Source organism: Sodalis sp. RH14 (genome assembly GCF_047324285.1).
Classification (GTDB): domain Bacteria; phylum Pseudomonadota; class Gammaproteobacteria; order Enterobacterales; family Enterobacteriaceae; genus Acerihabitans.
Window position 1 is genome coordinate 5,969,311 of sequence record NZ_CP178739.1, and the last position, 11,121, is coordinate 5,980,431.

The following is an 11,121-nucleotide window of genomic DNA, read 5'->3' on the forward strand; positions in this document are numbered from 1 at the left end:
CTGTCAGGCCGGTTGCAGTAAAAATGCTTCCAGCTCTTCGCTGCCGCCGATATGGCGCCCGCCGATAAACACCTGCGGCACGGTGGAACGGCCGGTTACCGCGCGCAGACTGACGGTGGTGGCGTCTTTACCCAATGAGATTTCTTCATACTGGATTCCGTTGTCGCGCAGCATCTGCTTGGCTTTGGCGCAGAACGGACAGCCTGGTTTGGTAAACAGCGAAACGGATTCCTGGACTTTGCATTCCGGCGCCAGGTAACACAGCATGGTATCGGCGTCGGAAACTTCGAACGGGTCGCCCGGTTTGTTCGGTTCAACAAACATTTTTTCCACCACGCCGTCGCGTACCAGCATCGAATAACGCCATGAGCGCGGGCCGAATCCCAGCTCGGCTTTTTCCACCAGCATGCCCATGCCCTGGGTAAATTCACCGTTGCCGTCGGGGATAAAGGTAATATGTTCGGCGTTTTGGTCGGCTTGCCAGGCGTTCATGACAAACGTATCGTTAACCGAAATACAGACGATGCTGTCCACGCCGTGCTTGTGGAATAACCCGGCCAGCTCATTGTAGCGCGGTAAATGGCTGGAGGAGCAGGTAGGCGTAAAGGCGCCCGGCAGTGAAAATACGATAACCGTTTTATGCTTGAACAGTTCGTCGGAAGAGATATCGACCCAGTTGTCATCCTTACGGGTGTGGAAAGTAACCGATGGGACTTTCTTGCCTTCATGACTACTAAACATTGAAGAACCTCTTAACAGAAAAGAAAAAAGTGACTTTAACAGCTTGTCATACTGCGCGGGAATTATTATTAAGATTAACTATTGATAGGGATAATCGTTGATTGCTATCCTATCTATCGACGCGAACTATCGCGGCACGGAGGATGTTAATGAATATTCGCGATCTTGAGTATTTGGTGGCCCTGGCCGAGCACCGTCATTTCCGACGGGCGGCCGATGCCAGTCATGTCAGCCAGCCCACCCTGAGCGGCCAGATTCGTAAGCTGGAAGACGAACTGGGCGTGATGCTGCTGGAGCGCACCAGCCGTAAGGTCCTGTTCACCCAGGCCGGGCTGCTGCTGGTGGATCAGGCCCGCACGGTCCTGCGCGAAGTGAAAATACTGCGCGAGATGGCCAGCCAGCAGGGGGAGTCCATGTCCGGCCCATTGCATATCGGCCTGATCCCTACCGTCGGCCCCTATTTACTGCCGCATATTATCCCCACCCTGCATGAGACCTACCCGAAGCTGGAAATGTACCTGCACGAGGCCCAGACCAGTCAACTGCTGCTGCAACTGGACAGCGGCAAACTCGATTGCGCCATCCTGGCCTTGGTAAAAGAGAGCGAAGCTTTTATCGAAATCCCGTTATTCGATGAACCAATGCAACTGGCTGTTTATGCCGATCATCCCTGGGCGGACCGTGAACGTGTGCCGATGTCGGATTTATCGGGGGAGAAGCTGTTGATGCTGGAAGACGGCCATTGCCTGCGCGATCAGGCGCTGGGCTTCTGCTTCCAGGCCGGCGCCGACGAGGATACGCATTTTCGCGCCACCAGCCTGGAAACCCTGCGCAACATGGTGGCGGCCGGCAGCGGCATTACCTTGCTGCCCGCATTGGCGGTGCCTAATGAGCGTAAGCGTGACGGCGTCTGTTATATGAAATGCTATAAACCAGAGCCGAAACGCACCGTGGCGTTGGTCTACCGGCCCGGCTCACCGCTGCGCGCCCGCTATGAGCAGTTGGCCGAGTCGATACGCACCCATATGCAGACCTATATGGGTACCGACTTAAAAGAGGCGGTTTAAGCCGTTCAGCGCCGCCACACGGAAGGCTTCCGCCATGGTGGGATAGTTGAAGGTGGTATTAACGAAATAATCGATAGTATTGCCTTCGCCTTTTTGCTCCATGATGGCCTGGCCGATATGGATGATCTCCGCGGCGCGCTCGCCAAAGCAGTGGATGCCGAGTATCTGCCGGGTATCACGGTGAAAAAGGATTTTCAGGCTGCCGACATTCATGCCGACAATCTGCGCGCGCGCCAGATGCTTGAACTGCGCCCGTCCCACTTCGTACGGCACCTTCAGCAGCGTTAATTCCTGTTCGGTTTTACCCACCGAGCTGATTTCGGGAATGGTATAGATACCGGTGGGTATATTTTCAATCAGCTGCACATTGGCCTGGCCCTTGATGATCACCTGTGCGGCGATTCGCCCCTGGTCATAAGCGGCCGAGGCAAGGCTTGGGTAGCCGATAACATCGCCGACGGCGTAAATATGCGTCAGGGCGGTCTGGTACATGCTGTTGACTTTAATCAGCCCCCGGCTGTCCGCCTCCAGTCCCACGTTGCCAAGGGACAGCGAATCGGTATTGCCGGTGCGCCCATTGGCATACAGCAGGCAGTCCGCGCGCATCCTTTTGCCGGAACGGAAGTGGACTTCCACGCCATTCTCGGTGCCTTCGATTTTTTCATATTCTTCGTTATGGCGGATAACCACGCCGTTTTCCCAAAAATGGTATGACAGCGCGTCCGACATTTCCTGGTCGAGAAAGGCCAACAGCCTGTCGCGCGTATTGATCAGATCCACCTTGACGTTCATGCCGCGAAAGATTGATGCATATTCACAGCCGATCACGCCGGCGCCATAAATAATCACATGCTGCGGATCGTGCTTTAAATCCAGGATGGAATCGCTGTCATAAATGCGCGGATGGGTGAAATCGACATCGTTGGGATGATACGGACGGGAACCACAGGCGATAACGATATGCGCCGCGCTGAAATGCTCGGCGGTATTATCCGGATACTGGACCTTGACGGTATGGGCATCCACAAAAGTTGCGTCGCCGGTAATAATCCGGCACTGATTACGTTCATAAAATCCCTGGCGCATCCGGATCTGCTGTTTTATCACGCTATCGGCGTGATGCAGGATATCGGCGAAGCTGGCGCGCGGCAGATGTTGACTACCGTTATACAGCGGATTCTGGTTAAATTCGATAATCCGGCTAACCGCCTGGCGCAGCGCCTTGGAGGGAATGGTCCCCCAATGGGTACAGCCGCCGCCGACGCTGTTATAGCGTTCGATAACCGCGACGCGGGCGCCCTGTTTCGTCAGTCCCATGGCGGCGCCTTCCCCACCCGGGCCTGAACCAATGATAATGGCATCGTAATCGTACTGTGGTTGCATACCGGCTTAGCCTATATTTATACAAAATCACAACGTCAATGTAACATTGTAGACGGGAGATCCCAATCTTAACGGCCTTTTTTCTTGGTCTATGGCACCGGCGCCTACGGCGAACAACATTACGTCAAAATTCGCAGTTTGTATCAACGCTGTTGCAACAAATTTTGATATAGTGGCATTTTTACCGGTAATGTGGGGCAGGTCAGGACTATGGGCGTCAGAGCGCAACAAAAAGAGCGGACCCGTCGTTCCCTTGTCGAAGCGGCCTTTAGCCAGTTAAGCGCCGAGCGTAGTTTTGCCAGCCTGAGCCTGCGCGAAGTAGCCCGTGAAGCCGGCATTGCGCCCACCTCGTTCTATCGCCACTTTCGCGATGTCGATGAACTGGGCCTTACCATGGTGGACGAAAGCGGCCTGATGCTGCGCCAACTGATGCGCCAGGCGCGCCAGCGTATCGCTAAAGGCGGCAGCGTTATCCGTACGTCGGTGGCCACGTTTATGGAGTTTATCGGCAATAACCCTAACGCTTTTCGCCTGTTGCTACGCGAGCGATCCGGCACTTCGGCGGCGTTTCGCGCCGCCGTCGCCCGGGAAATACAGCATTTTATCGCGGAGTTGGCCGATTACCTCGAGCTGGAAAACCATATGCCGCGCAGCTTCACCGAAGCCCAGGCCGAGGCCATGGTTATCATTGTCTTTAACGCCGGCGCGGAAGCGCTGGATGTGGACGTCAATCAGCGCAGGCTGCTGGAAGAGAGGCTGGTCCTTCAGTTGCGCATGATTTCGAAGGGCGCGTTTTACTGGTATCGCCGGGAACAGGAAAAGTCGACCGCCCTCTCTTTTGACGCAAGCAGGTAGATAATATGACGACACGACCCCTGGGTGAAAAAGGCACGCTCCTATTGGCGCTGATTGCCGGTTTATCCATTAACGGCTCCTTCGCGGCCCTGTTCAGCACTATTGTGCCTTTTTCCATCTTCCCGCTGATTTCGCTGGTGCTGTCGGTATACTGCCTGCACCATCATTATCGCGACTGCGCCATGCCGGAGGGTTATCCTTCCCTGGCGGCGGCAAGCTTCCTGCTGGGCCTGTTGATGTACAGTGCTATTATCCGGGTGGAATACCCGGTTATCGGCTCAAATTTTATTCCAGCCATCCTGATGGTGGTCCTGGTATTCTGGATTGGGCGCAAATTGAAACGGCTAGACAAAATCCAACGGGATTCATAAATTTCTTGAGCCTGGATTATTAAACAATAGCCAATACTGAACGCGAAGACCGCATCTGCTATTTTTAAATGACGTATAATCCGTCGTTTTACAAAATGAACTCCGCTATGCTCAAAGGTTGCTAATTTATCAAAGAGAAAAGTATAATTATTAATTCTTTTGAACGCTATACAAAAATTTTCATTAAGATATTCTCTCCTGTTGTTTTTTATGTATTTATAGTAAAGTTTTTTCCTGCGGTTAGCCTTGTAAAATATAAGCAAATGAAGTTTTACTTCAAGTAAAATAGGGTGTTAATTATGTGTAATTTGAATTTCTCCAACATAACTATGCGTAATCCAATAATACATGACAATTTTTTTTATATTTCATCGGATGATGAGACTGACGATGAGTTTTCTGCGCGCCCCCTGTTTTCCCAGCCATTAGTCCAGGTCAACAATGCTGTAATGACGCTACCTAAAATTTGCTATAAAGCAGGGGTTGCCCTGTCCACGGCGCTGTCGGCAAATAGCTATTTCCGAGGAATTTCTATTGTGACCAACCGAAATGAAGCACCCCCTATGGGTTCTACCAGCTTGCAGATATATGATCCGCAGTATAATATTTTCAACTATAAGCTATGTATGGGTATCATGGCGGCTTGTTTTGTCGCTGGGTTTACGCTCGGTAATATAAACTCGTTAATTAATAAGTTATTTAATTTTAATCGTATTGCTAGAGTTCCATTAGCTATGTACTGTATAGTCGCCTTATTCTATTTCTCTCTAGGCTTGTTATGGTACCCTCACTTTTCAAGTGCGCTTAATTATCTGTGATTCTTAAAAAGGCCTATGGCGGGGGGTATTCTTATGATGATAGGTAGAAATATCAGCCTTCAGTTTATCTTCGGATCGATTTTATGTAATAGAAAATTAGTTAGTATTGATAGGAGTTAATGATGCCTGTCTCAGACCCAACAATGCCGACCACAACAACCCATTGCCCTTTAGAGGAGATTAGCCAGGGGGATAATGGTTTCGGTCAGGGCGTTACGCGTTTTGCCAGATCATTTAGCGGCGCGGCCAACAGCGCCTTACCCTTTATCAAGACCCTGTCTGTAGTCACTTTGTCTGCCGCGTCGGCAATAGGTATCGTCTTTGGCGCCCAACGGCTTATCGCTGTTTCAATCCAAAATATCAGCAAGCCGCCCCCCGTTACCCATCTGGACGTCAGGGAATGGAAAGGCAAAATCATGGGCCTGGGTTTGAGCATCGGCATGTTGGGCGGCGGCGCTGCGGGATTCGCCGCAGGCTGTGCGCTAGAATCATGCAAATCATTTTGTGGTGCGGATCCGCTGCGTCATCGTGATAGTGTTTTTTATACCGTAGGAATTGGTTTTATCGTAGGCGCTTTAGCCGGTGTGGCTTATACAAACTTTATCGACATTGAACTGGACAATATTACCCAATAGGATAGTTAATCTGGTCAGGCGGCTACTGTAAGCGAACCGGCTAACTTCGGAATCAATTTTGCCGCTTGCAGGCACCGACCCGGGCGGTTGTTAGGGATATTACCGGCTTCGGGGAGTTTAACCTTTATTTGTGAAAATAGTCTATCAGCGCTTTCGTCTTTTTACATCGTTATGCCATTTAATCCCTTTGCCGAGGAATCATTATATGAACCCTGAAATTAATAATCGAGAAAAGAATAATGCCGGGATGGACAGCCAAGTGTCTCATGCCGATAAATATCACAATAATACGACAAGCAAATTTTTTAAGTTGATGACGAAATTGGCACGTGCCTGCAATTCCGCCACGGCGTTTTGTTGCTCTAATCCTTTATCGGTGATTTCCATCCCGCTTACCGTATCATTAACAAATAAGTTAATTTATGATTTGTTAGGTAGCCTGAAAGCCGCAAGGGCCGACCGATGCTACTTCCAGCTTGAGTTGGAAGGATGCTGGAAACCGCTGCAAGATTGCAGGATTAACATTGATAAAACGTTAGCGATGGAAAAGTCTTGCGCAGAGTTGAAGGAGATATGCAGTGAAATCCGCACGAGATGCGATACAGAACAGTGGCGCCACGAGCTATTTGAAAATACGCTGGTAAATTGTTTCATGACCGGACTTATGGCCGGCGCTGCAGCCTTTGTAATAGATTATGTTTATCAAGCCGCCCATAACCAGTTTAATCATAAGCCTGGCATGTTAAAGATGTCCATGGTCAGTTTTTTTATGGGTGCGTTATTTTATCTCGGTCTCATGAAAATAAACGATACCGCTTTAGGCTTCGATTGCTAGTTCAGCGCCTTTGCTGTCCGCACCCCGGGGGCGGTCGGTCAAGCTGAAATGTCACCAGCATTGACTATGACAGTGACAAATAAACATCCTTTAAGGGGGATCAGCGGCTCTAGGCGGGCACGAAGCATGCGTAAGAGCCTCATTTTAGGTGCCATTGATCTATGGCTGCGTTTTGGCGGTTAACAGCACTCCGCATTCCATATGGCGGGTATAAGGAAATTGATCAAACAGCGCCAATCGTTCGATACGGTGGGTTTCCGCCAACGTTGTCAAATTACCGCACAACGATTCCGGGTTACATGAGATATACAGGATGCGCGGATACCCCTGCACCAGCCTGACGGTGGCATCATCCAACCCGCTGCGCGGCGGGTCGACAAATATGGTTTCGCAGCGGTAGCTTGCCAGGTCGATGTCCTTCAGGCGGGTAAACTCCCGCACCCCTTGCATGGCTTGGGTAAACTCCTCAGCCGACATGCGGATAATCTGCACGTTGGTCATTCGATTGGCGGCGATATTAAACTGTGCCGCTTCCACCGAAGGCTTGGCTATTTCCGTGGCCAGCACCCGGTTAAAATTGCCCGCCAGCGCCAGGGAAAAATTGCCGTTGCCGCAATACAGCTCCAGCAGATCCCCTTGTGCCGGTTCAGTGGCCGAGAGCGCCCACTCAAGCATTTGGATATTCACGGCGGCGTTGGGTTGGGTAAAGCTATTTTCGATTTGACGGTAAATGATTTCCCGTCCCGCCACCGGCAAGCGCTCATCGACATAATCACGGTCCAGGCAAATTTTGGTTTTGGTGGCGCGGCCAATCAGGTTGACCGCAAAACCCTGCGTCCTCAGATGATCGCGCAGCGCGCCCGCATGCTCGCGCCATTCGTCGTCTAACGGACGATGATAGATAAGGGTAATCACCGCTTCACCGCTCAGGGTCGTCAGGTAATCAAGCTGGAACAGCTTGCGCCGCAGGATCGGCGATGGCCGCAATGCGTCCATCATGGCGACCATCAATCGGTTCATCAGTTCGCCGCCGGCGGCGAAGTGATCGATGCGGATCCGGTCCTTGGTCTGCTGATCAAACATTATATGATACAAATCCTGCTCATCATGCCAGACCCGGAATTCAGCACGCATCCGGTAATGTTCGGGCTGCGAGCGGAATATTTCCGCCTCGGGCGCCTGAAACGCCGCCATCATCGCGTTCAGTCGAGCGGCTTTTTCCGCCAGTTGGGTTTCATACGCGCTAATGGGTAACGTCTCGTCGGTCATGATGATCTCTCGCTAATATCCGTTATTTGTACCACTTTGTGGGGGATTGTAGGGGATAAACCGGTGATGTCCAGTGTTGTTGCGCTTATAAATAGTTTGATTATTAGTGCTATAGACATGCTTATCTCTTTGATTGTAGGATTATTGTCCGGTCTTTCGTAAGTTAAAAGGGAATCCAGTGGAAAGCTGGAGCTGACGCGCAGCGGTAAGGGGACTTCAGGGCGATCGCGCAAGCAGACACTGTCTTTATGATGGGAAGTCGTCGCCTGGCGTATTATACGCATCCCAAGCCCGAAAACCTGCCGGTATTCTGTCGCAATATCCCTGTTTATCGCGAGCCATCAAACATGGAACCTGCGGCATCCTATTTTATCATTTGGATGCTATGGCAATGCCTAAGATTAACAATACCGTGCTGCTGGCGCTCTGCGTCACGGCATTCTCCGGGTGGGCGCAAGACGGCGCCCAGGATCAGGCCGCGCAAATGATGGTCGTATCCGCCAACCGTTTTCCCCAGCCAATATCCACCGTACTGGCACCGACCAGCGTGGTTACCCGCAGCGATATCGACCGCGGCCAGATCAAATCGGTGGCCGAAGCGCTAAGCCGTCTGCCGGGCGTGGATATCGCCCAATCCGGCGGATTGGGGCAGCAAAGCTCACTGTTTATCCGCGGCACCGATTCAAGCCATGCCCTGGTGCTGATAGACGGCGTGAGGCTGAACCAGGCCGGCATCTCAGGTTCTTCCGACCTTAGCCAGATTCCGCTGTCCCTGGTGCAGCGCATCGAATATATCCGCGGCCCGCGTTCCGCGGTCTATGGGTCGGACGCCATCGGCGGCGTGGTGAATATCATTACCACACGCGAGCAGCCGGGCACCACCCTCAGCACCGGCATAGGGTCCCATGGCTATCAAACCTATGATGGCTCCACCCAGCAACAGCTTGGAGAGGACACCACCGCCACCGTTGCGGGCAACTATACCTATACCCATGGTTTTGATGTGCGCGCCAACCTGCCGGATACCTATGGCGATCCCGCGCAGCCCGACCGCGATGGTTTTATGAGCAAAACGTTGTTTGCCTCGCTTGATCATATCTTTAACCAGCAGTTCAGCGGTTTTGCCCGCGCCTATGGCTACGACAACCGCAGCGGCTATGACGGCAGCTACGCCTATACCGACCCTGATCATTTTGACGCGCTGCCCGATACCCGTAAACTCTACAGCCGTACTTACGATACCGGCATGCGTTACCAGGACGGGATCTACGCGTCGCAGCTGTCCTTTAGCTATAACCATACTCAGGATTATAACTACGATCCTCAATATGGACCCTATTCCGCCTCCGCCACCCTTGACGATTCCAAACAGTATAATGCGCAGTGGAGCAATACCCTGCAGACAGGCCATGGCACGGCAGGCGCTGGGGTGGACTGGCAAAAGCAGACCACCGAACCAGGCACCGGTTACCTTACCGACGGCTATGAGCAACGCAATACCGGTATCTACGCCACCGCTTCGCAGCTTGTCGGGCCGGTTACCCTCGAGGGCGCGGTGCGCGGTGATGATAATTCGCAGTTCGGCTGGCACGGCACGTGGCAAACCAGCGCCGCCTGGGAGTTCATTGAGGGCTACCGGCTTATCGGGTCTTACGGCACCGCCTACAAGGCACCCAACCTGAGTCAGCTTTACAGTGGTTTTGGCGGCAACGAAGATTTAAAACCCGAGGAGAGCAAGCAATGGGAGGGCGGGGTGGAAGGGCTGACCGGCCCGCTGACCTGGCGCGTCTCGGCGTACCGCAATGATATCGACAACCTGATTGATTATGACACCAACGACGACACTTATAAGAATATCGGCAAGGCGCGGATCAAAGGTGTGGAATGGACCGGCTCGGTCTATACCGGCCCGCTGCAGCATCAACTGACGCTGGAGTACCTCGATCCCCGCGACGCCTCCACCAATCAGGTGCTGGCGCGACGCGCCAAGCAGCAGGTGAAATATCAGCTGGATTGGCAGGTGGCCGATATCGACTGGTCGCTTAACTACCGTTATCTCGGCGAGCGTTACGATACCAACTACAACACGAATGACCGGGTGCGAATGGGCGGCGTCAGTTTGTGGGACATCGCCGCCTCTTATCCGCTAACCCCCCATCTGACGGTTCGTGGTAGAATAGCCAATCTGTTCGACAAAGACTATGAGACGGCTTATGGCTACCAGACCGCAGAGCGAGAATTTTATCTCACCGGAACTTATTCCTTCTGACGGTAGCAACATCAAACGGCCCACGATCCTGATTTTCGACTCTGGCGTGGGCGGTTTATCTATCTATGATGAAGTGCGGCAACTGTTGCCGGACCCGCATTATATCTACGTATTCGACAATGAGGCTTTTCCGTATGGCGAAAAGCCGGAAGACTTTATTGTCCAGCGGGTCGTGAATATCGTTGCGGCGGTGCAGCGCCTGCACGTGCTTGATATGGTGATTGTCGCCTGCAATACCGCCAGCACCATTTCCCTGCCGGCCCTGCGCGAGCGGTTTGAGTGCCCTATTGTCGGCGTAGTGCCGGCGATAAAACCCGCCGCCAAGCTAACCCGTAATGGTATCGTCGGGCTGTTGGCTACCCGCGCCACCGTGCACCGTAGCTATACCCATGAGCTGATCGCTAAATTCGCCGCGGATTGCCATATCATTACGCTTGGATCCGCCGAGCTGGTGGAGCTTGCTGAAGCCAAGCTTCATGGCGAAACCATCGCCCTGCCGGTGCTGCAGAAAATCCTGCGCCCCTGGTTGCGGCTTCCCGAGCCGCCCGACACTGTGGTCCTTGGTTGTACCCATTTTCCATTATTAGGCGACGAGCTTAAAGCGGTGTTGCCGGACGGTACCCGGCTGGTGGATTCCGGTTCAGCGATCGCCAAACGCGCGGCCTGGCTTATCGCCCATGAAATCGACGGTGCTTATTCGACGGAAGCGAACCAGGCCTATTGCCTGGTGGCTTCACCGCAGGCCATGGAGCTGGTACCGGTATTACAGCGCTATGGCTTCGTTTCGCTGGAAAAATTGCCGATGCAGCCTGCGGTTGTGTGATAATTCAGCGGTCGGCGCAATATGTGAAATAAGTACTTGTCAGGCTGGGGAAAGT

Annotated in this window: 11 protein-coding genes and 1 riboswitch; of the genes, 8 read left to right on the forward strand and 3 right to left on the reverse strand. The window is 52.7% G+C overall.

All coding sequences use genetic code 11. The features are described 5' to 3' along the window. Nucleotides 1–3 precede the first annotated feature (3 nt). Nucleotides 4–741: a glutathione peroxidase gene (locus ACL2XQ_RS27135; RefSeq protein WP_410012688.1), complete on the reverse strand. Its 738-nt coding sequence runs from the start codon at nucleotides 739–741 to the stop codon at nucleotides 4–6. Between the two features lie 149 nt (nucleotides 742–890). Between ACL2XQ_RS27135 and oxyR the strand changes: the two genes are divergently transcribed. Continuing rightward, nucleotides 891–1,808, forward strand: coding sequence for a DNA-binding transcriptional regulator OxyR (gene oxyR / locus ACL2XQ_RS27140; protein ID WP_413739905.1), 918 nt, complete (start codon nucleotides 891–893; stop codon nucleotides 1,806–1,808). Here the strand turns inward: oxyR and sthA are convergent. Further along, nucleotides 1,791–3,191, reverse strand: a complete 1,401-nt coding sequence (gene sthA / locus ACL2XQ_RS27145) for a Si-specific NAD(P)(+) transhydrogenase (protein WP_410012687.1) — start codon at nucleotides 3,189–3,191, stop codon at nucleotides 1,791–1,793. The genes oxyR and sthA overlap by 18 nt on opposite strands. Nucleotides 3,192–3,401: 210 nt before the next feature. On the opposite strand from sthA, the gene fabR reads away from it, so the two are divergent. From fabR to ACL2XQ_RS27170, 5 genes are all read left to right on the forward strand, one after another. Next, on the forward strand, nucleotides 3,402–4,046 hold the full coding sequence (gene fabR / locus ACL2XQ_RS27150) for an HTH-type transcriptional repressor FabR (RefSeq protein ID WP_410012686.1): 645 nt from the start codon (nucleotides 3,402–3,404) through the stop codon (nucleotides 4,044–4,046). A 5-nt stretch (nucleotides 4,047–4,051) separates the two neighbouring features. Next, entirely contained in the window at nucleotides 4,052–4,417 is a 366-nt protein-coding gene (locus ACL2XQ_RS27155; protein WP_413729104.1) for a YijD family membrane protein, read from the forward strand. Nucleotides 4,418–4,716: 299 nt separating this feature from the next. Beyond that, nucleotides 4,717–5,235, forward strand: coding sequence for a hypothetical protein (locus ACL2XQ_RS27160; protein ID WP_413729103.1), 519 nt, complete (start codon nucleotides 4,717–4,719; stop codon nucleotides 5,233–5,235). Nucleotides 5,236–5,354: 119 nt separating this feature from the next. Next, nucleotides 5,355–5,870: a hypothetical protein gene (locus tag ACL2XQ_RS27165; protein ID WP_410012683.1), complete on the forward strand. Its 516-nt coding sequence runs from the start codon at nucleotides 5,355–5,357 to the stop codon at nucleotides 5,868–5,870. 205 nt (nucleotides 5,871–6,075) lie between these two features. Continuing rightward, nucleotides 6,076–6,705: a hypothetical protein gene (locus ACL2XQ_RS27170; protein WP_413727395.1), complete on the forward strand. Its 630-nt coding sequence runs from the start codon at nucleotides 6,076–6,078 to the stop codon at nucleotides 6,703–6,705. A gap of 159 nt (nucleotides 6,706–6,864) precedes the next feature. Here the strand turns inward: ACL2XQ_RS27170 and trmA are convergent, their stop codons facing one another. Continuing rightward, a complete protein-coding gene (gene trmA, locus ACL2XQ_RS27175) occupies nucleotides 6,865–7,974 on the reverse strand; it encodes a tRNA (uridine(54)-C5)-methyltransferase TrmA (RefSeq protein ID WP_410012681.1) in 1,110 nt (369 codons plus the stop codon). A gap of 132 nt (nucleotides 7,975–8,106) precedes the next feature. Beyond that, nucleotides 8,107–8,296: riboswitch (cobalamin riboswitch) on the forward strand. Nucleotides 8,297–8,365: 69 nt separating this feature from the next. Between trmA and btuB the strand changes: the two genes are divergently transcribed. Both btuB and murI read left to right on the forward strand, forming a co-directional pair. Then, nucleotides 8,366–10,243: a TonB-dependent vitamin B12 receptor BtuB gene (btuB, locus tag ACL2XQ_RS27180; RefSeq protein WP_413739906.1), complete on the forward strand. Its 1,878-nt coding sequence runs from the start codon at nucleotides 8,366–8,368 to the stop codon at nucleotides 10,241–10,243. After that, nucleotides 10,188–11,066 carry a glutamate racemase gene (murI, locus tag ACL2XQ_RS27185; protein WP_410012679.1) on the forward strand — a complete coding sequence of 293 codons (879 nt, stop codon included), beginning with the start codon at nucleotides 10,188–10,190 and terminating at the stop codon, nucleotides 11,064–11,066. Before btuB ends, murI begins: the two co-directional genes overlap by 56 nt. The last annotated feature ends 55 nt before the right edge of the window (nucleotides 11,067–11,121 follow it).

What these genes read in the sequence shown, in the direction of transcription:
- ACL2XQ_RS27135 (WP_410012688.1), bottom strand. Translation starts at nt 741, where the DNA reads ATGTTTAGTAGTCATGAAGGCAAGAAAGTCCCATCGGTTACTTTCCAC.
- oxyR (WP_413739905.1), top strand. Translation starts at nt 891, where the DNA reads ATGAATATTCGCGATCTTGAGTATTTGGTGGCCCTGGCCGAGCACCGT.
- sthA (WP_410012687.1), bottom strand. Translation starts at nt 3,191, where the DNA reads ATGCAACCACAGTACGATTACGATGCCATTATCATTGGTTCAGGCCCG.
- fabR (WP_410012686.1), top strand. Translation starts at nt 3,402, where the DNA reads ATGGGCGTCAGAGCGCAACAAAAAGAGCGGACCCGTCGTTCCCTTGTC.
- ACL2XQ_RS27155 (WP_413729104.1), top strand. Translation starts at nt 4,052, where the DNA reads ATGACGACACGACCCCTGGGTGAAAAAGGCACGCTCCTATTGGCGCTG.
- ACL2XQ_RS27160 (WP_413729103.1), top strand. Translation starts at nt 4,717, where the DNA reads ATGTGTAATTTGAATTTCTCCAACATAACTATGCGTAATCCAATAATA.
- ACL2XQ_RS27165 (WP_410012683.1), top strand. Translation starts at nt 5,355, where the DNA reads ATGATGCCTGTCTCAGACCCAACAATGCCGACCACAACAACCCATTGC.
- ACL2XQ_RS27170 (WP_413727395.1), top strand. Translation starts at nt 6,076, where the DNA reads ATGAACCCTGAAATTAATAATCGAGAAAAGAATAATGCCGGGATGGAC.
- trmA (WP_410012681.1), bottom strand. Translation starts at nt 7,974, where the DNA reads ATGACCGACGAGACGTTACCCATTAGCGCGTATGAAACCCAACTGGCG.
- btuB (WP_413739906.1), top strand. Translation starts at nt 8,366, where the DNA reads ATGCCTAAGATTAACAATACCGTGCTGCTGGCGCTCTGCGTCACGGCA.
- murI (WP_410012679.1), top strand. Translation starts at nt 10,188, where the DNA reads ATGGCTACCAGACCGCAGAGCGAGAATTTTATCTCACCGGAACTTATT.